This is a genomic window from Streptomyces sp. NBC_01276 (assembly GCF_041435355.1).
GTDB lineage: Bacteria > Actinomycetota > Actinomycetes > Streptomycetales > Streptomycetaceae > Streptomyces.
Map to the genome: position 1 here is coordinate 1,815,274 of NZ_CP108442.1, position 20,422 is coordinate 1,835,695.

18 protein-coding genes are annotated in these 20,422 nt (G+C 74.5%); 6 read left to right on the forward strand and 12 right to left on the reverse strand.

Annotated features, from left to right (window positions below):
- Positions 1–22 precede the first annotated feature (22 nt).
- From OG295_RS07575 to OG295_RS07610, 8 genes are all read right to left on the reverse strand, one after another.
- The gene (locus tag OG295_RS07575; protein WP_371676182.1) at positions 23–1,003 is read right to left on the reverse strand and encodes an ornithine cyclodeaminase family protein; all 981 of its coding nucleotides are present in this window, start codon (positions 1,001–1,003) and stop codon (positions 23–25) included.
- Complete coding sequence (locus OG295_RS07580; RefSeq protein ID WP_371676183.1) at positions 1,000–2,019, reverse strand: proline racemase family protein; 1,020 nt, start codon at positions 2,017–2,019, stop codon at positions 1,000–1,002. Before OG295_RS07580 ends, OG295_RS07575 begins: the two co-directional genes overlap by 4 nt.
- A complete protein-coding gene (locus tag OG295_RS07585; RefSeq protein ID WP_371676184.1) occupies positions 2,016–3,020 on the reverse strand; it encodes a proline racemase family protein in 1,005 nt (334 codons plus the stop codon). The genes OG295_RS07580 and OG295_RS07585 overlap by 4 nt, the downstream gene beginning before the upstream one ends.
- Before the next feature lie 43 nt (positions 3,021–3,063).
- The gene (locus tag OG295_RS07590) at positions 3,064–3,990 is read right to left on the reverse strand and encodes a dihydrodipicolinate synthase family protein (protein ID WP_371676185.1); all 927 of its coding nucleotides are present in this window, start codon (positions 3,988–3,990) and stop codon (positions 3,064–3,066) included.
- Positions 3,991–4,065: 75 nt separating this feature from the next.
- On the reverse strand, positions 4,066–5,517 hold the full coding sequence (locus OG295_RS07595; protein ID WP_371676186.1) for an NAD(P)/FAD-dependent oxidoreductase: 1,452 nt from the start codon (positions 5,515–5,517) through the stop codon (positions 4,066–4,068).
- Positions 5,498–5,809, reverse strand: a complete 312-nt coding sequence (locus OG295_RS07600; RefSeq protein WP_266843208.1) for a (2Fe-2S)-binding protein — start codon at positions 5,807–5,809, stop codon at positions 5,498–5,500. Before OG295_RS07600 ends, OG295_RS07595 begins: the two co-directional genes overlap by 20 nt.
- A 183-nt stretch (positions 5,810–5,992) precedes the next feature.
- Positions 5,993–7,192 (reverse strand): NAD(P)/FAD-dependent oxidoreductase, encoded by a 1,200-nt coding sequence (locus tag OG295_RS07605; protein ID WP_371676187.1) that lies wholly within the window; start codon positions 7,190–7,192, stop codon positions 5,993–5,995.
- Positions 7,193–7,295: 103 nt separating this feature from the next.
- Positions 7,296–9,719 carry a collagenase gene (locus OG295_RS07610; RefSeq protein ID WP_371676188.1) on the reverse strand — a complete coding sequence of 808 codons (2,424 nt, stop codon included), beginning with the start codon at positions 9,717–9,719 and terminating at the stop codon, positions 7,296–7,298.
- Positions 9,720–9,891: 172 nt separating this feature from the next.
- Between OG295_RS07610 and OG295_RS07615 the strand changes: the two genes are divergently transcribed.
- On the forward strand, positions 9,892–11,271 hold the full coding sequence (locus OG295_RS07615; RefSeq protein ID WP_371676189.1) for an aminopeptidase P family protein: 1,380 nt from the start codon (positions 9,892–9,894) through the stop codon (positions 11,269–11,271).
- Positions 11,272–11,349: 78 nt separating this feature from the next.
- On the opposite strand, the gene OG295_RS07620 is transcribed toward OG295_RS07615, so the two are convergent.
- Positions 11,350–11,748 carry a RidA family protein gene (locus OG295_RS07620; RefSeq protein WP_371676190.1) on the reverse strand — a complete coding sequence of 133 codons (399 nt, stop codon included), beginning with the start codon at positions 11,746–11,748 and terminating at the stop codon, positions 11,350–11,352.
- A complete protein-coding gene (locus OG295_RS07625) occupies positions 11,745–12,869 on the reverse strand; it encodes an acyl-CoA dehydrogenase family protein (protein ID WP_371676191.1) in 1,125 nt (374 codons plus the stop codon). The genes OG295_RS07620 and OG295_RS07625 overlap by 4 nt, the downstream gene beginning before the upstream one ends.
- Positions 12,870–13,012: 143 nt before the next feature.
- Here OG295_RS07625 and OG295_RS07630 point away from each other — a divergent pair, with 143 nt between their 5' ends.
- The 4 genes from OG295_RS07630 (at position 13,013) to OG295_RS07645 (ending at position 16,549) form a co-directional block, all read left to right on the forward strand.
- A complete protein-coding gene (locus tag OG295_RS07630) occupies positions 13,013–14,632 on the forward strand; it encodes an AMP-binding protein (RefSeq protein WP_371676192.1) in 1,620 nt (539 codons plus the stop codon).
- Between the two features lie 4 nt (positions 14,633–14,636).
- Positions 14,637–15,437 carry a PaaX family transcriptional regulator C-terminal domain-containing protein gene (locus OG295_RS07635; RefSeq protein ID WP_371676193.1) on the forward strand — a complete coding sequence of 267 codons (801 nt, stop codon included), beginning with the start codon at positions 14,637–14,639 and terminating at the stop codon, positions 15,435–15,437.
- Between the two features lie 272 nt (positions 15,438–15,709).
- Complete coding sequence (locus tag OG295_RS07640) at positions 15,710–16,204, forward strand: hypothetical protein (protein WP_371676194.1); 495 nt, start codon at positions 15,710–15,712, stop codon at positions 16,202–16,204.
- Positions 16,205–16,243: 39 nt separating this feature from the next.
- The gene (locus OG295_RS07645) at positions 16,244–16,549 is read left to right on the forward strand and encodes a GNAT family N-acetyltransferase (RefSeq protein WP_371681130.1); all 306 of its coding nucleotides are present in this window, start codon (positions 16,244–16,246) and stop codon (positions 16,547–16,549) included.
- A 34-nt stretch (positions 16,550–16,583) separates the two neighbouring features.
- On the opposite strand, the gene OG295_RS07650 is transcribed toward OG295_RS07645, so the two are convergent.
- Both OG295_RS07650 and OG295_RS07655 read right to left on the reverse strand, forming a co-directional pair.
- On the reverse strand, positions 16,584–18,875 hold the full coding sequence (locus tag OG295_RS07650; RefSeq protein WP_371676195.1) for a bifunctional salicylyl-CoA 5-hydroxylase/oxidoreductase: 2,292 nt from the start codon (positions 18,873–18,875) through the stop codon (positions 16,584–16,586).
- Between the two features lie 4 nt (positions 18,876–18,879).
- Entirely contained in the window at positions 18,880–19,707 is an 828-nt protein-coding gene (locus tag OG295_RS07655) for an enoyl-CoA hydratase family protein (RefSeq protein WP_280914197.1), read from the reverse strand.
- Positions 19,708–19,981: 274 nt separating this feature from the next.
- Here OG295_RS07655 and OG295_RS07660 point away from each other — a divergent pair, with 274 nt between their 5' ends.
- Positions 19,982–20,404: an ATP-binding protein gene (locus tag OG295_RS07660; protein WP_371676196.1), complete on the forward strand. Its 423-nt coding sequence runs from the start codon at positions 19,982–19,984 to the stop codon at positions 20,402–20,404.
- The last annotated feature ends 18 nt before the right edge of the window (positions 20,405–20,422 follow it).

The window sequence follows — 20,422 nt, forward strand, 5'->3', positions numbered from 1 at the left end:
AGCAGAGGAACAGCGTACAATGTCACGTTGCGCTACTCGTCCCTGCGGCCCGGAACAGTGCGACCGCCACTGCGAGATCTTCCCAGGCCATGCCCACGCTCTTGAAGAGCTGTGGACAACCGGTCCGCCCTCCCGGGGAAATCCGCCCGGTGACCAGGTCGGCGAGCGTTCCGCTGATATGACCGGGCCCGATCGCCCCCTCCGCCTCCGGGACCAGCAGGTCCCCCGCCTCGCGCAGGGCCGCCGCGCGTGACTCCACGTACACGGCCGCGCGCCGCACGAGGGCCGTGTCCGTCTCGCGGGCGCCCGGTTCGTGCGAGCCCACGGCCACCACCAGCGCGCCCGGGGCCACCAGGCGCCCGTCGAACAGCGGCTCGCGGGCCGTGGTGCAGCAGACCACCAGGTCCGCACCGGCCACGTCCGCCGCGGTGCCGGTGCGCGCCGCGACACCCCGCCCACGGGCGTACGCGACGAGCGCCCCCGCCCGTCCGGGGTCGCGGGCGACGACCACCGCCTCCGCCGGCTCCCGCTCCGCGAGCACCGCGTCGAGGTGACCGTAGGCCTGGGGCCCGGAGCCGAACAGCACCAGCCGCCCCGCCGGCCCGGCCGGGGCCAGGTGGCGCAGCGCCAGCGCGGAGACCGCCGGGGTGCGCAGGGCCGTCAGGGCCGCGCCGTCGAACAGGGCCACCGGACACAGGGTCGCCCCGTCGAGGAGCAGGTAGCTTCCGGTGATCCGGGGCAGGCCGCGCTCCGGGTTGCCCGGGGCCACCCCGGCGATCTTCACCCCCGCGTACTCCGCCGACGCGGCGGGCATCAGCAGCAGTTCGCCGCCCGGCGCGGGCAGGGAGCTGCGCTGCGGGCAGCCCTCCGGATCGAGCCCGGCGCGCAGGGCCTCGGCGAGGGCGTCGGCCGCCCCGGCGGGGGTGAGCAGACCCGCGATCCGCCCGGCGTCGTACTGCGGCAGCGCGGGCGCCGGGTGGGCGGGCACCGGGTGGGCCGTCACAGCGGGAACCCCGTGCCGAGGGCGTCGTGCGGATCGACGGTGAAGGTGTGCTCGCCGGTGCGGTAGGCCGTGCCGGTGACCTCCGTGACCCCGCCCTCCAGCATCCGGCCGGTGAACACCGTGCCCACCACCGACTCGTGCAGCAGGTCCTCCCCCGGCCCGAGCCGCCCGTCCTCCGCGAGCAGGGCGAGCCGGGCCGAGGTGCCGGAACCGCAGGGGGAGCGGTCGATCTGCCCGTCCGCGAAGACGGTGACGTTGCGCTGGTACGGCCCGAAGGGGGTGTCGGGCAGCTCCTCGTAGAGGACCACCCCGTACACCCCGGACAGCAGCGGCCCGCCCGGGTGCCAGGTGGCGGGATGGGTGGCCAGTGCGGCCCGGATCTCCTGCCCGGCGCGCACCAGGTCGGGCAGCGCGGCGCGCGACACGTCCAGGCCGAGGTCCCGGGCGGCGACGGAGGCGTAACAGGCCCCGGCGTGCGCGATGTCCACCTCGGCGAGGCCCAGCGTGGTGGCCACCGGGACCTTCCGGGCGCCCACCCGGGCGGGGACGTTGCGGAAGGTGACTCCCGTGGTGCGGCCCCCGTCGCGGTGGACGGTGGCCCCGACCCGACCCGAGGGGACGTCGATCCGCACCTGGACGTCCCCGTCGTGCGGCACCGGGACCCGCCCGGTCTCCACCGCCCAGACGCCGAGCGCCATGGTGCCGTGGCCGCACGCGGTGGAGTAGCCGTCCTTGTGCCAGAACAGCACCCCGAAGTGCGCCCCGTCGTCGTCCGGGGGGACCACGAACCCGCCGTACATCCCGGCGTGCCCGCGCGGCTCCTGCACGAGCAGGCGCCGTACGTCGTCCAGCGCGCTCCGCCTCGGCGCGGTCCCGGAACCCCCGGGGCCGATGACCGTGGCGCAGCGCTCGGCGACGGTGTCCCCGGGGGCGGGCGCGATGTCGCCCGCCGCGAGGTCGACGATCCGGAAGGGCTCCCCCGCCGTGTGGTAGTCGGTGGTGCGGACGCTGATCACAGCAGGAACCCTCCGGGGAAGGGGTCGGTCGGGTCGAGGAAGTACTGGGCGGTGCCCGTGATCCAGGCCCGGCCGGTGACGGTGGGGACCACGGCCGGGAGGCCGCCGACGGTGGTCCGCCCCGTGAGGCGGCCGGTGAACTCGGTCCCGATGAAGGACTCGTTGACGAAGTCGGTGTCGAGTTCGAGCAGGCCGCGGGCGTGCAACTGGGCCATGCGCGCGCTGGTCCCCGTACCGCAGGGCGAGCGGTCGAACCAGCCCGGGTGGATGGCCATGGCGTGCCGGGAGCGGCGGGCGTCCGAGCCGGGGGCGGCGAGGTAGACGTGCTTGACGCCGGCGATCGCCGGGTCCTCGGGGTGGACGGGCCGGTCCGGACCGCCGTTGATCGCGTCCATGATCGCCAGGCCCGCGGCGATCAGGTCCTCCTTGCGGGAGCGGTCGAAGGGGAGGCCGAGGGCGTCCAGCTCGACGAAGGCGTAGAAGTTGCCCCCGTAGGCGAGGTCGTAGGTGACCGTGCCGTAGCCGGGGACCTCGGCCTTCAGGTCGAGACCGACGCTGAAGGCCGGGACGTTGGTGAGGGTGACGGCGGTGGCCGCGCCGTCCTCGACCCGTACGTCCACGCTGACCAGACCGGCCGGGGTGTCGAGCCGGACCGTGGTGACCGGCTCGACGACCGGGACCATGCCGGTCTCGACCAGGACGGTGGCCACCCCGATCGTGCCGTGCCCGCACATCGGCAGCAGGCCCGACACCTCGATGTAGAGCACGCCGAAATCGGCGTCGGGCCGGGTGGGCGGCTGGAGGATGGCGCCGCTCATCGCCGCGTGGCCGCGCGGCTCGTACATGAGCAGGGTGCGGACGTGGTCCGTGTGCTCCATGAAGTGGAGCCGCTTCTCGGCCATGGTGGAGCCCGGGATCACCCCGACTCCCCCGGTGATCACCCGGGTGGGCATGCCCTCGGTGTGCGAGTCCACCGCGTGGTAGATGTGGCGCGTGCGCATGGGTTTCCCTCTGGTCGGGGCCCGGTTCGGGGCCTGGTTGACGCTAGTTCAGGCCTTCGGCGAGAGCCTTCTCGGTCGCGGCGCGCACCGAGGCCTCGATCTCGCCCGAGAGCGGGAAGCGGGGCGGACGGGTGGCCCCGCCGGGACGGCCGGCCAGGTCCATGGAGAGCTTGATGGCCTGGACGAACTCGGTCTTGGAGTCCCAGCGCAGCAGCGAGTGCAGGGACTTGTAGAGCGGCAGGGCCGTGGCGAGGTCTCCTGCGACGGCGGCCTGGTAGAGGGTGGCGCAGGAGCGCGGCAGGGCGTTGGGGTACCCGGCGATCCAGCCGACGGCGCCCGCGAGGGCGAGTTCGAGCAGGACGTCGTCGGCGCCGATGAGCAGGTCGAGGCCCGGGGCGAGCTCGGCGATCTCGTAGCCGCGGCGGACGTCCCCGCTGAACTCCTTGACGGCGACGATGCTGCCGTCGCCGTGCAGGCGGGCGAGCAGTGCCGGCGTCAGGTCCACCTTGGTGTCGATGGGGTTGTTGTACGCGACGACGGGCAGCCCGGCGCCGGCGACCTCCGCGTAGTGGGCGCGGACGGTGGCCTCGTCGGCGCGGAAGGCGTTGGGCGGCAGGAGCAGGACGGATCCCGCGCCGGCCTCGGCGGCCTGCTCCGCCCAGCGGCGGGCCTCGGCGCTGCCGTACGCGGCGACGCCGGGCATGACGCGGGCGCCGTCACCGGCGGCCTCGACGGCGGTGCGCACGACGCGGGCCCGCTCCTCGTCGGTGAGGGTCTGGTACTCGCCGAGGGAGCCGTTGGGCACGACGCCGTCGCAGCCCTCGGCGATCAGCCAGGCCACGTGCTCACCGTAGGCGTCGAAGTCGACGCTCAGGTCCTCGCGCAGCGGGAGGGCGGTGGCGACCATGATGCCGTGCCAGGGGCGCGTGCGGGTGTCGGGACGGGGCGCGGGGGTGGGCGCGTGGTTCATGAGCAGACTCCCTAGTGTGGTGTGTGACATTTTACTAGTGGGTATGAGGTGGCCACAAGGGCCAGGAGTGCCCGATCAGCGGGCGGAGGGGGGAAGTTCGGTGTCGGGCGGCGCGGGCAGCGCGGCCAGGTGGCGCAGCGGAACGGGGCAGGACAGCGGACGCCGGTCGGGCGCGGGGTCCTCCCCGGCCAGCGCGGCGACGGCCGGACCGCACATCCGCCCCTGGCACCAGCCCATCCCGGCCCGGGTGAGCAGTTTGACGGTACGGGCGTCCCGCGCGCCGAGCTCGGCGACGGCCTCGCGGATCCCGCCCGCCGGGACCTCCTCGCAGCGGCAGACGGTGGCCGCGTCGGGCAGCCAGTCCGTCCATCCCGCGCCGGGACGGTGGGCGGCGGCCATCGCCCCGGCGAAGGCCCGCAGCCTGGCCCGGGTCCGGGTGAGGGAGGGCGCGACGGGCGCCCCCGCGATCGCGTGCGCGGCGATCTCCCCCTCGGTCAGGGCCAGCTGGGCACCGCCGATGCCGCCGGTCTCGCCGGCCGACCAGATGCCGGGCACCGAGGTGCGCTGCGCCGCGTCCAGGTCCAGGGCGACCGTACCGTCGGGGGCCAGGAGGGTGTCGCAGCCGAGGGCGGTGGCCAGTTCCAGCTGGGGCACCAGCCCGTGGCCCACGGCCAGGGCGTCGCAGGGGATCCTGCGGGCGGTGCCGGGCAGCGGGCGCCAGTCCCGGTCGAGGCGGGCGACCGTGACGGCCTCCACCCGGCCCCGGCCGTGCGCCTCGGTCACCGCGTGCCGGGTCAGCAGGCGGATGCCGTGGCGCGCCAGGGCGCCCCCGTACACGGCGCCTTCGGCGAGCTTGGCCGGGTTGCGCAGCAGGGCGCGGGCCTGCGGGGCGTACGCCGTGTACGAGGCCGCCTCGACGACGGCGGGCACGGCGGCCCCGGCGGCGGCGAGGGAGCCGGCCACCGCGAGCAGCAGCGGGCCGCTCCCGGCGACGACGACGCGGCTGCCGGGCAGCACGAGGCCGCCCTTGAGCATGGCCTGCGCCCCGCCCGCGCCGACGACCCCGGGCAGGGTCCAGCCGGGGAACGGCAGTTGCCGCTCGTAGGCGCCGGTGGCGAGCAGGACGGCGCGGGCGCCGAAGGCCGCCGGCCGCTCCTCGGGGCCGGCGACGGCGTGCAGGGTCCAGCCGTCGGCGCCGTCCGGGACCACCGTCCAGACGTGGTGGAAGGGGTGGTGGGCGATCCGGCCCGCCGCCACGTGGGCGCGCAGGGCGGCTTCGCGCGCGGTGAAGGCCCGCCAGTCGTGGTGCAGGGCCTGGGGGCGGAGGGCTCCGAGGCCGGGGGCCGGGTGGCGGTAGAACTGGCCGCCGGGGCGCTCCCCCGCGTCGAGGAGGGTGACGCGCAGGCCGAGCCGGGCCGCGGTGACGGCGGCGGCGAGTCCGGCGGGGCCGGCGCCCACGACGGCGAGATCGGCCGGGGGCGCGGGGACCGCGGCGTGGGCGGCCCGGTCAGACGGCGAGGTCGGCATGTCCGGTGCCCTCCTGGGTGGTGACGGAGTCTCCGGGGCGGGCCGGGACGAGGCAGGCCCGTTGGTTCGGGCGGCCGTTGACGGTGACGAGGCAGTCGTAGCAGGCACCGATGCCGCAGAACGCCCCGCGCGGGGAGCCGCCTTCGCGGGTGGTGCGCCAGGCGAGGATCCCGGCGTTCCAGAGGACGGCGGCGATGCTCTGGCCTTCCTGGGCGGTCAGTTCACGGCCGTCGAAGGTGACCGGGTACGTGGCCGCCGGGGTGCCGCCTACCAGCGAGCGGGGGCTGCGCATCAGCGGGGTCTCCTCGGGGTCTTGCCTTGTGGGGCGGGGTCGGGGGTGGCGGGGTCGGGGGTTGGCGGGGTCTGCGCTGGGTGGGGTGGGCCGGGGCTGGGTGCCGTCCGGGACCGCGTGGTTCGTGGCGCCCCGTCCGGGGCTGCGCCGGCGCACCGGTACCTCGCGCCACCACATCACGCTCTACGTCCCGGACGGCGCCCCGTCCCGCCCCCGGCCCGGGTCGCCCTCGGAATCCGGGTCCGGGGCATCGAAGCGGTCCGGGCGGAACGGCGTCGGGTCCAGGGCGGGGTCGGTTCCGGTGAGGGAGGCGGCGATGAGGGCGCCCGTGGCCGGGGCCAGGCCGATGCCGGCGCCCTCGTGGCCGCAGGCGTGGAAGAGGCCCGGTACGCGGGGGTCGGGGCCGATCGCCGGAAGGTGGTCGGGGAGGTAGGGGCGGAAGCCGTGGTAGGTGCGCAGGACGCGGGTGTCCGCCAGGACCGGGAAGAGCGCCGCCGCCTGGCGGGCGAGCCGGCGCAGGGCCTCGGTGGACAGGGTCCGGTCGAAGCCGACCCGTTCGCGGGTCGCGCCGATCAGGACGGGGCCCGACGGGGTGCCCTCCACCACCGCCGAGGACTGCAGGGCCGCGGAGTCGCTGGCGACGTCGGCGATGTAGTCGGCGGCGTAGACCTTGTGGCGGACCACCCGGGGCAGGGGTTCGGTGACCAGGACGAAGCCGCGGCGCGGCATGACCGGCAGGGTGGTTCCCGCGAGGGAGGCGATGTGGCCGCCCCAGGTGCCCGCCGCGTTGAGCACCGCCGGTGCAAGGAGGGTGCGGCGGGGCGTGCGGACGCCGACGGCTCGGCCGCCCCGCAGGAGCACTTCGGTGACCTCCTCGCCGAGGTAGCGGTCGGCGCCGGACGCGGCCAGCAGGCGGGCCGCGGCCTGGGCCGGGTGGACCTGGGCGTCCTGGGGGTAGTGGAAGCCTCCCGCCTGCCCCGGGGCCAGGTGCGGCTCCAGGTCGCGCAGGGCGTCCGGCCCCACCTCGGTGGAGGTCACGCCCGCGGCGCGCTGGCCGTCCGCGAAGGTGCGGAGCGCCTTGAGGGTGGTCTCGTCGGGGGCGACGACCAGGCCGCCCTTGGGCTCGTACTCGGTCTCCCGCGGGAGGACCTCCGCCAGTTCCCGCCAGAGCCGGGCCGACAGGAGCGCGAGGTCGAGCTCCGGGCCGGCCTCCTTGTCGGAGACGAGCAGGTTGCCCTCGCCGGCACCGGTCGTGCCGCCAGCGACGGGGCCGCGGTCGACGACGGCCACGGAGAGCCCGCGGCGGCTCGCGTAGTACGCGCACGCGGCGCCGACGACACCGGCGCCGATGATCACGACGTCCGGGGAGTGGTTCTGGGACACGACAGTAATATGTCACATTCTTTAGGGGCTGCCTAGGCATGCCGGAGGGGATGCCCCGGGCCGGTCCCGCCCCCCGCGGGAATCGGGACCGGCCCGGTGGCCGTCAGCTGCGCAGGGGACCCTCACAGCTGAACGAGGAGGTGCCCGCGACCTTGCTGTCCCAGATCTCCACCGGAGCGAAGGAGCAGTTCATGTCGGCCAGGTTGTTGGAGGCCGCGCCCGCCCGGTCGAGGATGAAGTAGTCCACCGTCTCGGACATGTCCTTGAAGTTCTGGTCGTCGCTGCGCCAGTTCTTCAGGTTGGCGGTGATCCGGCCGGTACAGGTGAAGCGGCGCTTGCCGGGGTCGCCGTTCTCCACGCAGTCCGGGGTGTTGTACGTGGCCGCCGCGAAGGCGGACTTGACCGAGGAGAGCGCGGAGTCGCGCAGCTGGTCGTTGGCGGTGAAGGTGGTGTTCGGGACGTAGAGCTGGTCCACCTTGGCGATCTGCGCGTCCAGGAAGGTGTTGTAGTCGCGCTGGAGGTAGGTGTCCGACCCCATGCGGTTGCGCCAGGCGTCGTAGCCCGCGACGTCGTTGGCGCGCAGGTAGCCGTACATCTCGCGCAGCAGGGAGGGCTTCTCGGTCCACAGGAACTCGAAGAACGTGCCCGCGTAGTTGTAGAAGCGGAACCCGTCGCCGTCGTACGTGGCGTTGAGCAGCTGCTGGACGCTCATGCGGGGGCCGCCACCGGAGGTGTCGTTGATGATGCCCCGGACCAGGGACTTGCGGACGGCGATGCCGTTGTCGCGGGTGGCGCCGTCGAAGAACTCGGCGGTGCCCTCGTCCATGGCGGTGGTGCGGTCGCCCTGGTACCAGGGGCCCTGGCCGAAGGAGCCGGGGACGGCGAAGCGGCCGTTGAGGTAGTGCGTGTACTCGTGGCGGAAGAGCTCTTCGAGGGTGAGGGAGGAGTCCTGCGGGACGCGGCGCTGGTAGGTGTAGAAGGTGGCGCCGTTCTCGATGTAGATGCCGCCGTTGTTGGTGCCGTAGCCGGTGAGGAGGGGGTGGTAGTTCTCGTAGTCGGCGCGGGAGGCGTAGAGCACGATGTTCAGGGTGGTGTTCGTGTCGCCGGCCAGGGGCTGGTCGGTGCCGATGACGCGGTGGAACTGCGTCTTGACCTGCTTGCTCGCGTAGTAGAGCTGGTCGACGGTGGCCCGGTCGAGGGCGGTGCGGACCTTGATGCCGCCGTTGTCGTAGGTGTAGGTGTTCGGGAAGAGCTGCTTCTCGATGTCCTCCTTGCACACCCCGTACTGCTTGCAGGCCTCGTAGAGGTTCAGCCAGGAGACGGCCTTGGCCCAGGGCTCGGTGCCGAAGGTGGACTTGAGCGGCTGCAGCATGGCGCCGAGGTCGGTGACCACCTGGCCCTTGAGGCCGTCGACCTGGCCGAAGCGGCCGTACTCGCTGATCGCGTCGCGCACCACCCAGGCGTTGGCCGTGCCCTTGAGGTGGGTGTAGCCGGCGAAGGCCTTGAAGGTGGCGCGGTAGGCGGCGTCGCCCGCGACCGCGGAGTGGAAGGCGGCGTCCTGGTTGCCCGGGTAAACGCCCAGGTAGTTGACGGACAGCGCGGAGAGCGCGGCGCCCGCCCAGCCGGCGTCGAGGTTGGTGGCCGGGTGGGACGGGTCCATGGTGGCCAGGACCCGCTTGATGAGGCCTAGCTGGTGCTGGCGCAGCCCCGGGGCGCTGCCGGCGTAGAGGGCCTCGCGCAGGGTGCGGGCGTTGGTGGCCGTCACGTCGAAGGTGCGGGCGGCGTCACCGAAGTTGGCGATGGCCCGGCGCATCGCGTCGACGGTGGGGGCGTCGGTGACGTCGATCTCGGAGCGCGAGTAGTCGTGGTACACGACGGCGTGCAGGTAGGTGAACATCTCCTCCAGGTGGGAGGAGTTACGGCCGTCGTGGGCGGCGGCCAGGCTGGATATCCGGCGGGAGACGGCCTGGACGTGCGCGTCGGACATGACCGGCGCCAGGCGCGCGTCCCAGGTCCAGATGAGGTTGCGCAGGCAGCCGTCGGCGGTGACGGCCGGGTCGGCGAGGAAGTCGGCGAACCGGTCCGGCGAGAGGCCGGTGATCCCGTCAAGGGTGCAGGGGACGCCCGCGGCGACGCTGCGCGCGGTGGGTGCGGCCTGGGCGGAGGCCGCCTTGCGGCTCTTCTCCGCGCGCTCGGCGGACGCGGAGGAGCCCGGGGCCGAGACGGCCGGGGCGGCGCCGGGCACCCTGCCGTCGGTGACGGACTTGCCGCCGGGGGCGGGGGCGGGCGCCGGGACGAGCTCCTGGGCGTCGGCCCGGTGGTCGACCTCGTCGAAGGGGTTCGGCGTCGTGGTGCCGGTGGCGCCCGGGGCTCCCGAGGTGAAGGCGGCGGGTGCGGAGGCACCGGTCGCGGCGAGGGGGGTGCCCCGCTCCGCGGCCTGGGTCACGGCCTGGCCGGCGGTGGCGAGGAGGGTGACCGCCACGGCGGCGGAGAGGAGGGACGTACGCACAACTCTGTGCTGGGACACCGAGAGCTCCTGGTGGGGATGGAGGTGGGGGAAATGGTGCGTGAACTGCCCTGCTTCACACGGCGTTTGACGGGGATTAACGTGCCGCGATGTGAGCTGTAACATAGTAATGTGAAATTGCACTGGCAAGCCCTGTGCGCCCACCAGTTCGGTACTTCTTGAGGGAGCCTCCGTGAGCGACACCTCCGCCCGCCTCAACACCGGCAGCCACGATCTGCCCGTATCAGCAGAGTTGTCCCGGTTCATGGCCGGAAACTGGGCGGCCACCCCGCTTCCCGCCGCCGCCCGCGTCCCCTCGCACGCCGTCACCCCGGCCCGCCGCGCCAGGCTCTCGGCGCGCTTCCCCGGCGAGCGGCTGCTCATCCCGGCCGGCGAACTGATGGTCCGCTCCAACGACGCCGACTTCCGCTTCCGGCCCCACAGCGCGTACGCCTGGCTGACCGGACTGACGGGCGAGGACCAGGCCGGGCACGTCCTGGCCCTGGAGCCGTCCGGCCCGAACGGGCACGAGGCCGTGCTGTACCTGAGGCCGCGCTCGCCCCGGGCAAACGGGAACGAGGAGTTCTTCCGCGACCGCCGCTACGGCGAGTTCTGGGTGGGGCGCCGCCCGGACCTCGCGGAGGCCGAGCGGCTGACCGGCATCCGCTGCGCGCACCTGGACACCCTGGGGGAGCCGCCGGCCCGCAACGCCGCCACGGACGGCGAACTGGCCGCCGCGCTCTCCGAGTTGCGGCTGGTCAAGGACGCATGGGAGATCGACCAGCTGCAGCTGGCCGTGGACCACACGGCGGCCGGCTTCGAGGACGTCGTACGGGCCCTGCCGCAGGCGTTCGCGCACCCGCGCGGGGAGCGCTGGATCGAGGGGGTGTTCGGACTGCGCGCCCGGGCGGAGGGCAACGGGACCGGCTACAGCACGATCGCGGCCTCGGGAGCCCATGCGGGCATCCTGCACTGGATCCACAACGACGGCCGGCTCAACCGGGACGAACTGCTCCTCCTGGACGCGGGCGTGGAGACCGACACCCTCTACACGGCCGACATCACCCGCACCCTCCCGCTGTCCGGGCGCTTCTCCCCCGTCCAGCGGCAGGTCTACGAACTGGTGCTGGCCGCACAGGAGGCGGGCATCGCGGCGCTGCGGCCGGGGGCGAGGTTCGGGGACTTCCACCGGGCCGGCATGAAGGTCATCGCGGAGGGGCTCGCGGAGTGGGGCGTGCTGAAGAACGCCGAGGGTGACCTGCACCGGCGGTACTCGCTGTGCAGCAGCGGGCACATGCTGGGGCTGGACGTCCACGACTGCGCGAAGGCGCGGGCCGAAACGTACCTGGAGGGCGTCCTGGAGGAGGGCCAGGTGCTGACCGTCGAGCCCGGCCTCTACCTCCAGCCGGACGACGAGACGCTGCCGGCCGAGCTGCGCGGGGTGAGCGTGCGCATCGAGGACGACCTGGTCATCACCGCCGACGGGGCGCGGCTCATGTCGGGGGCCCTGCCGCGGACGGTCGCGGGCGTGGAGGAGTGGATGGGCACCCTCCTGGACTCCGCGGGCTCCTGACGCCGCGCCCGCACCCCGCCCCCCGGCCCTTGCGGCACGGGGCCGGGGGGTTGGGGCGGCGGGGGGCGGGGCGGGCGGCTAGGGGAGGACCGCGAAGCCGTCCAGTTCGAGCTGGGCCCGCGTGTCCCAGAGGCGGACCACGCCGACCACCGCCATCGCGGGGTACTCGCGCCCCGCCAGCCGGCGCCAGATCCGGCCCAGCTCGGCGGCGTGGTCGCGGTAGGCCGCCACGTCCACCGCGTACACCGTCACCCGCGCCAGGTCCGCCGGGGTGCCGCCGGCCGCCGCGAGGGCCGTCAGCAGGTTGGCGAGGGCCCGCTCGAACTGCTCCGGCAGGGTCGCCCCCACGACCTCGCCGGAGCCGTCCAGCGCGGTCTGGCCGGCCAGGAACACCAGCCGGCCCCCGGTGGCGGTGACGGCGTGCGAGAAGCCGGTCGCCGGGGACAGCTCCTCGGGGTTGATCCGCTCCAGGCTCATCCCGTCGATGCCTTCCGGTAGAGCTCCTTCGCGATGAGGGTGCGCTGCACCTCGCTCGCGCCCTCGTAGATCCTGGGCGCCCGCACCTCCCGGTAGAGGTGCTCCAGCAGATGGCCGCGGCGCAGCGCGACCGCCCCGTGCAGCTGGACGGCGTGGTCCACGACGTACTGGGCCGTCTCCGTGGCCAGGAGCTTCGCCATGGCCGCCCGCCGGGGGACGTCGGGGGAGCCCCCGTCGTAGGCGCCGGCCGCCGCGTACACCAGCAGCCGGGCGGCCTCGGTGCGGGTGGCCATCTCCGCGACCCGGTGCGCGACGGCCTGGAGGTCCGCCAGCACCCCGCCGAAGGCGGTGCGGCCGGCCGTGTGGGCGAGCGTCGCGTCCAGGGCCGCCCGCGCCATGCCGACCGCGAAGGCGCCCACGCTCGGCCGGAACAGGTTCAGGGTCTCCATCGCCACCCGGAACCCATGCCCGGGCTCCCCCAGGACGTCGGCGCGGCCGACCGGCACGCCGTCGAAGGCGAGCGAGCCGATGGGGTGCGGCGAGAGCATGTCGAGGGCCTCGCCGCCCAGCCCCGGCCGGTCCGCCGGGACCAGGAACGCGGTGACCCCCCGCGAACCCGGCGCCTCACCCGTCCGGGCGAAGACGGTGTAGAAATCGGCTTCGGGGGCGTTGGAGATCCAGCACTTCTGCCCGTGCAGCCGCCATCCCGCCCCGTCCGGGACGGCCTCCAGCGCCAGGGCCGCCGCGTCCGATCCCGCGCCCGGCTCGCTGAGCGCGAACGCCGCCACCAGCCGGCCCTCCCGCACCCCCGGCAGCCACCGCTCGCGCTGCTCCGCGCTGCCCGACCTCAGCACCGGGTGCGCCCCCAGGCCCTGGAGGGCCAGGGCCGTCTCCGCCTCGGTGCAGCCGTAGGCGAGCGATTCCCGCAGCAGGCACAGCTCCAGCGCGCCGGAGTCGAACACCTTGTCCAGCAGTCCCAGCTCACCGAGCGCCGCCAGCAGCGGCCGGTTCACCCGGCCGGGCTCACCCTTCTCGGCGAGCGCCCGCAACCGCCCCGCCGACAGGGCGCGCAACTGCCCGCACCATTCCTCTTCATCCACCCCGAGCGCGAATCCGGCCATCCGAATGCCCCAGTCCTATCGCGTCCTGTTGACTGTCGTCACCATCACGATACGCTCTAGAGGCAGCTTCCCGGGGTCAACGGGGAGAGGCACCGCACGGCCGGCTCCACCCCGTCCGGACGTCGCAAGGGGGCGAACCCGCCTTGGAGCTCAAGCCTTCCGCTCATACCGACACCTTCGCGCGCGAACACCTGCCGCCCGCCGACGCCTGGCCGGAGCTCCTCTTCGAGCTGCCCGAACTGGCCTATCCGGACCGGTTGAACTGCGGTGCCGAACTGCTCGACGCCACCGTCGCCCGGTTCGGCCCCGACCGCCCCGCCTTCCGCTCGGGCTCGGGCGAAGTGTGGTCGTACGGGGAGCTGCGCCGGCGCGTCGACTCGCTCGCCCACGCCCTGACCAGCGACCTCGGCGTGGTCCCCGGCAACCGGGTGCTGCTGCGCGGCCCCACCGGGCCGTGGCTCGCCGCCTGCTGGCTGGCCGTGATGAAGGCGGGCGCAGTGGCCGTCACCGTGCTGGCCCAGCAGCGGGCCCAGGAGCTGGCGACGGTGTGCTCCATGGCCCGGGTCGGCCACGCCGTCTGTCACGCCGACGTCCTGGACGACCTGGTCAAGGCCGAGGTGCCCGGCCTGCGGATCGCCGCCTACGGCGGGGAGGCCCCCGACGACCTGCTGCGGCTGGCCGAGACCCACCGGGAGCCCTATCCCGCCGTCGAGACCTCTGCCGACGACGTGGCGCTGATCGCCTTCACCTCCGGCACCACCGGCCGCCCCAAGGGCTGCATGCACTTCCACCGCGACCTCCTCGCCATCGCCGACACCTTCTCCCGCCATCTGCTGCGGCCCCGCCCCGACGACGTGTTCGCCGGCAGTCCCCCGCTCGGGTTCACCTTCGGACTCGGCGGACTGGTCGTCTTCCCCCTGCGCGCGGGGGCGTGCGCGCTGCTGCTGGAACAGGCCGCGCCCCGCGCCCTGCTCCCCGCGCTCGCCGAGCACCGGGTCACGGTCCTGTTCACCGCTCCCACCGCCTACCGGTCGATGCTGGACACCCTGGGCCCCTACGACACGGGCGCCTACGACCTGTCCGCGCTGCGCCGCTGCGTCTCGGCCGGCGAAAACCTGCCCGCCGCCACCTGGCAGGCCTGGTACGAGCGCACCGGACTGCGGATCATCAACGGCATCGGCGCCACCGAACTGCTGCACATCTTCATCTCCGCGGCCGACGAGGACACCCGCCCCGGCGCCACGGGCCGGGTGGTGCCCGGCTGGGAGGCCCGGGTGGTGGACCCCGCGGGCCGGCCCGTGGCGGACGGCGAACCCGGGCTCCTGGCCGTACGCGGGCCCGTCGGCTGCCGCTATCTGGCCGACCCCCGCCAGCGGGAGTACGTCCGCGACGGCTGGAACCTGACCGGTGACACCTACGTCCGCGATGCCGACGGCTACTTCCGCTACGTCGCCCGCGCCGACGACATGATCATCTCGTCCGGATACAACATCGCGGGCCCGGAGGTGGAGGAGGCCCTGCTGCGCCACCCCGACGTCGTGGAGGCGGCGGTGGTCGGGCTGCCCGACGAGCGCAGGGGCCAGATCGTGGTCGCCCACATCGTCCCGCGCGACGGATCGGTGCTGACCGAGGACGTCCTGCGCACCCACATGCGCTCCGAGCTGGCCCCGCACAAGTGCCCGCGCTCCTTCGTCTTCCTTCCGGCACTGCCAAGGACGGCGACCGGGAAACTTCAGCGCTTCCGGCTGCGCGATCTAGAGTGAACCCGTGGTCGAGCAGCACACTCCGCGATCTCTGATCGTCACGTTCTACGGCGCCTACGGGCGGACCTTCGAGGGACCCGTCCCGGTGTCCGCGCTGGTCCGCCTGCTGGGCGCGGCCGGCGTCGACGCGCCCTCCGTCCGCTCCTCGGTGTCCCGGCTGAAGCGGCGCGGCTTCCTGGTGCCCGCCAAGACCGCCGACGGCGCCGCCGCCTACGACCTCTCCGAGGAGGCCCGGCTGCTGCTGGAGGACGGGGACCGGCGGATCTACGGCCCCCCTCAGGTGTCGGAGGAATGGCTCGTCGCGGTCTTCTCCGTCCCGGAGCAGGAGCGCAACAAGCGGCACCTGCTGCGCTCCCGCCTCGCCCGGCTCGGCTTCGGGGCGGTGGCCCCGGGCGTGTGGATCGCCCCGGCCCAGCTGGCCCGCGAGACCGGGCACACACTGGAGCGGCTGCACCTGACGGCCTACGTCGAGCTCTTCCGCGGCTCCCACCTCGGCTTCGCGCCCACCGCCGAGGCGGTGGCCCGCTGGTGGGACCTGGCGGCGCTGGCCAAGCAGCACGAGGAGTTCCTCGATCTGCACGAGCCGGCGCTGCGCGCCCTCCAGTCGGGCCCCGAGCCCACGCCGGAGGCCGCGTACCGGACCTACCTCGCCGCCCTGGACTCCTGGCGGCGGCTGCCCTACGCGGATCCCGGACTGCCCCGCGAGCTGCTCCCCGCGGACTGGCCGGGCGACCGGGCGGCGGCGGTCTTCACCGAGCTGCACACCCGGCTGCGGGACGCGGGCGCCCGCTTCGTACGGACGTAGCGACCGGCTGCGGCGGGCCTCCGGCACGGGGCGGCGGTACGGCTTCGCGCGCGGGACGGGGTTCTTCATGGCGCCTCCTCCTGCCGGGCCCCGGCGGGGCCGTCGGAGCGGCCTGTGCTCCGGCCGCATTCCCAAGATCCCAGCGGCCCGGCACCGCCGCTTCCCCCACGTGGGGGAGCCCTCTCCCCCACGTGGGGGAGCGCCCCCGACCTCCCCGCGAGCACCCCGGAAATTCGGGTGCGCACGGCTCCGGGCGCCCGTCACGATGAGCCATGACATGGACCTTCAGCAATGATCTGGCGGCCTATCTGAGCGCCGCACGCCCCGCGTTGGCGGCTCGGCCGGTGGTCAACACCAGCCTGCTCACCGTCACCGACTCCCTGCAGCGGCGCGGCCTCCACGCCCACGGCGACGCCGAGCCCGTCTTCGGCTGGTGGACCGGCGCCGACGGAACCGTCGCGGGCGCCCTGCTGCGCACGCCGCCGTTCCCGCTGCTGCTCGGCACCCTGCCGCCGGAAGCCGTCCGGGCGCTCGGCCCGGCGCTCACGGCCGACCCGCTGCTCGCCGAGGTCAGCGGGATCAACGCCCGCCGGCCGGACGCCCTTGCGCTCGCCGCCTCCTGGGAGAGGCCCGCCCGGATCGTGGAGGAGCTCCGGCTGTACCGCCTCGGCACCCTGACGGCCCCGGACCCCGCCCCGGCCGGACGGCCCCGGCTCGCGGCCGAGGCGGACCTGCCCCTCCTGCTGGCCTGGGTCGAGGAGTTCTAACGGGAGACGGACCAGCCCGGCCGCGCCTCGGAGGCCGCCCTGCGCGAGCGGCTCTCCTACGGCGGCGCCCTGCTCTGGGAGCACGACGGCAGCCCGGTGTCCCTGGCGGCGTTCTCCCGCCCCATCGCCGGCGCCTCCCGCGTCGGCCCCGTCTACACCCCGCCCGCCGTCCGGGGCCGCGGCTACGCAGCCGGTGTCACCCACGCGGCGAGCGGAGCCGCCCACGCGGCCGGCGCCCGCGAGGTCCTGCTCTTCACCGACCTGGCCAACCCCACCAGCAACGGCATCTACCAGCGCGCCGGCTACGTCCCGGTCGAGGACCGCGTCCTCCTGGAGGCGCTCTGAACTCCCCGTCCCACCGCCACCGCCACCGCCCCCGCTACCCCTTCCCGGTCGGCGGCTTGCGGCTGCCGGCCCGGTAAGGGGCGGGCCAGGGCGCGCCCGGTCCCTCGTACCCCTGGTCGGCCGCCGCGTGCAGGGTCCAGTGCGGGTCGTACAGGTGCGGGCGTCCCACGGCGCACAGGTCGGCGCGCCCCGCCAGCAGCAGGGAGTTGACGTCGTCCCAGGAGGAGATGGCGCCGACGGCGATGACGGGGACGCCGAGCGCGTTGCGGATCCGGTCGGCGTACGGGGTCTGGTAGGAACGCCCGTACTCCGGGGTCTCTTCGGCCACGACCTGGCCGGTGGACACGTCGACGGCGTCCGCGCCGTGGGCGGCGAAGGCTGCGGCGATCCGCTCCGCCTCGTCCGGCGCGGTGCCGCCGGGCGCCCAGTCGGTCGCCGAGATCCGGACCGTCATCGGGCGGTCCGCCGGCCACACGGCGCGGACCGCGTCGAAGACCTCCAACGGGAAACGCAGCCGGTTCTCCAGGGGGCCGCCGTAGGCGTCGTCACGGCGGTTGGTGAGCGGCGAGAGGAACCCGGACAGCAGGTAGCCGTGTGCGCAGTGCAGTTCCAGCAGGTCGAAGCCGCATTCCGCGGCGCGCACGGCGGCCGCCGCGAAGTCGGAGCGCAGGGCGGTGAGGTCGGCGGCGTCCAGGGCGCGCGGGACTGCGGACACACCGGGCCGGTAGGGCAGTGCGGAGGCGGCGACGAGCGGCCAGTTGCCCTCGGGCAGCGGCTCGTCCATGCCCTCCCACATCACCCTCGTCGAGCCCTTGCGGCCCGAGTGCCCGAGCTGGACGCCGAGGGCGGTGCCCGGCGCGGAAGTGTGGACGAAGTCGACGATCCGCTTCCAGGCGGCCGCCTGCCCCGAGGTCCACAGACCCGTGCAGCCGGGGGTGATCCGGCCTTCGGCGCTGACGCACACCATCTCCGTCATGACGAGCCCGGCCCCGCCGAGGGCCCGCTCGCCGAGGTGCACCAGGTGGAAGTCCCCCGGCACCCCGTCCCGTGCCGAGTACATGTCCATGGGCGCGACGACGACCCGGTTGCGCAGGGTCAGTCCCCGCAGGGTGAACGGGGTGAACATCGGCGGGGTTCCCGCCGCGCCCTCCGGGCAGCCGAACTCCTCTTCCACCGCTCGCGTGAAGCGTGCGTCGCGCAGCCGCAGGTTCTCGTGCGTCACCCGCCGGCTGCGGGTCAGCAGGTTGAAGGCGAACTGCCGGGCGGGCTGGCCGACGTAGCCCTGGATCTCCTCGAACCACCGCATGCTGGCGGCCGCCGCCCGCTGGGTGCTGGCCACGGCGGGCCGCCGCGCGGCCTCGTACGCCGCCAGGGCACGTGCCACACCGGCCGGAGGGATCCCCTCCGGAGCCGGTCCCGCCGTGCCCGCTTCCTCCTCGGTGACCGCCGCCAGTGCCTCGGCGAGCGCCAGCGCGTCCTCGACGGCGAGCTTGGTGCCGGAGCCGATGGAGAAGTGGGCCGTGTGCGCGGCGTCCCCGAGCAGGACCACGTTGCCGTGCGACCAGCGCGCGTTCTCCACGGTGCGAAAGCGGGTCCACGCCGAGCGGTTGCCCCTCAGCGGCCTGCCGCGCAGGGCCTCGCTGAAGATCTTGGCGCACCGGGAGGCGGACTCCTGCTCGTCGCACAGGTCGAAGCCCGCGGCGCGCCACACCTCCTCCCGCATCTCGACGATCACGGTCGAGGAGTCGTCGGAGTACGGGTAGGCGTGCAGTTGCATCACCCCGTGCGCGGTCTCCGCGATCTCGAAGCGGAAGGCCTCGAAGGCGAAGTCGGCGGCCAGCCAGATGTAGCGGCAGCGCCCTTCGGTGACGGTCGGACGGAAGTGCGCCGCGCCCTTCTCCCGGGTCGCGCTGTGCACCCCGTCCGCCGCGACGACCAGGTCGTGCGTACGGGCCAGTTCTTCCGCGTCGGGTGCCGGGGTGCGGAAGCGGAGCCGGACCCCGAGGCCCGCGCAGCGCTCGTGCAGGATCTCCAGCAGCCGGCGCCGGCCGAGCGCGGCGAAGCCGTGGCCGCCGGAGGTGAGCAGCCGGCCCCGGTGGACGACCTCGACGTCGTCCCAGCGCACGAACTCGCCGCCGAGGGCGGCGTGCACGACCGTGTCGGCGCGTTCGATGCCGCCGAGGGTCTCGTCGGAGAGCACGACGCCGAAGCCGAAGGTGTCCTCGGGGGCACCCCGCTCCCAGACCTCCACCTGGTGCCCCTGCCGTGCCAGCAGCGCGGCGGCGTACAGTCCCCCCGGCCCCCCGCCCACGACGGCGACCCGCATGGCGTTACCTGCCCTTCCAGCGCGGCGGCCGCTTCCCGGTGAAGGCCGCGTGGAACTCCGCGTAGTCCTCGCCGTGCATCAGCAGCGCCTGGGTATTGGCGTCGAGTTCGACCGAGGCGGCCAGCGGCATGTCCAGTTCCGCCGTCAGCAGGGCCTTGGTCTGCGCGTACGCGAGGGCGGGTCCGGCGGCGAGGTGGGCGGCCAGTTCGGCGGCCCGGACATCGGCCTTGCCCTCGTCGACCAGCTCGCTGAGCAGGCCGATCCGCTCCGCCTCGGGGGCGCGTACGGGTTCTCCGAGCATCAGCAGCCGGGTGGCGTGGCCGAGGCCGACGACCCGGGGCAGCAGGTAGGCGGCGCCCATGTCCCCGCCGGAGAGGCCGACGCGGGTGAAGAGGAAGGCGAACCGGGCGGTGGGGTCCGCGATCCGGAAGTCGGCGGCGAGGGCGAGAACGGCTCCGGCTCCGGCGGCCACCCCGTGCACGGCGGCGATCACCGGGAAGGGGCATTCGCGGACGGCCCGGACCACCTGGCCGGTCATCCGGTTGAAGTCGAGGAGCTGGGCGGTGTCCATGGCGAGGGTGGCACCGATGATCTCGTCCACGTCCCCGCCGGAGCAGAAGCCACGGCCCTCGCCGGCGAGCACGAGGGCGCGTACGGAACGTTCGCGGGACAGTTCGGCGAGCAGGTCGCGCAGGTCGGCGTAGGCGCCGAAGGTGAGCGCGTTCAGCTTCTCGGGGCGGTCGAGGGTCACGGTGGCGACACCGTCCTGCCGGGTCACCCGCAGGTTGCGCCACCGTTCGGTCGATGGGGTGGAACCGGTGAAGGGGCTCACGGAACCGACGGTATCACCGACTCGTGACTATCGTCACGGAAACGCGACACAGGAGCCCGGCGGCCGGCCCCGGCCCGGCCCCGCCGCCAAAACATGCCGAAGGTCCCTGGTGTCACCGACCCCGGTCCCTTGCGCTTCGGCCGGGGTGCCCTGCGGAGCCGGAATTCCACTTCGTATCGTTGAAAGCGGGAGTTCACCCGGGCGCCACCGGACCGACTCCCGCCGCACCGCTGCTCCACGCCCCCGCGACGATTCCGGAACGGACGGATCCGCCTTGCCCGACGCCTCCGCCTGGCGGATCGCCCTTCCGCACTCCACCGCCGCCGTGCCCCTCGCGCGCGCCCTCGTCCGTACCGCCCTCACGGACAACGGCCCCTCGGCCGACCGGGACACCGCGGAGCTGCTGACCGCCGAGCTGGTCGCGAACGCCGTGGAGCACACCTCCGGCGGCGGAGCCCCGATCGAGCTGGTCGTGGAGCTGCTGGCGAACGGCTGCCAGGTGGAGGTGCACGACGGTGACCCGCGCCCGCCGGGCGATCTCGCCGCCCGCCCCGACGACACCCCTCCCGACCCCTGGCAGGAGCACGGCCGCGGCCTGCTGCTGATCCGGACCCTCAGCTCCTCCTGCGGCCACCGGCGCACCGCGCGCGGGAAGGCCGTGTGGTTCACCCTGCCGGCCCGCGCCGCGACCGCCTGACGGCGCGGACGGGAGGGG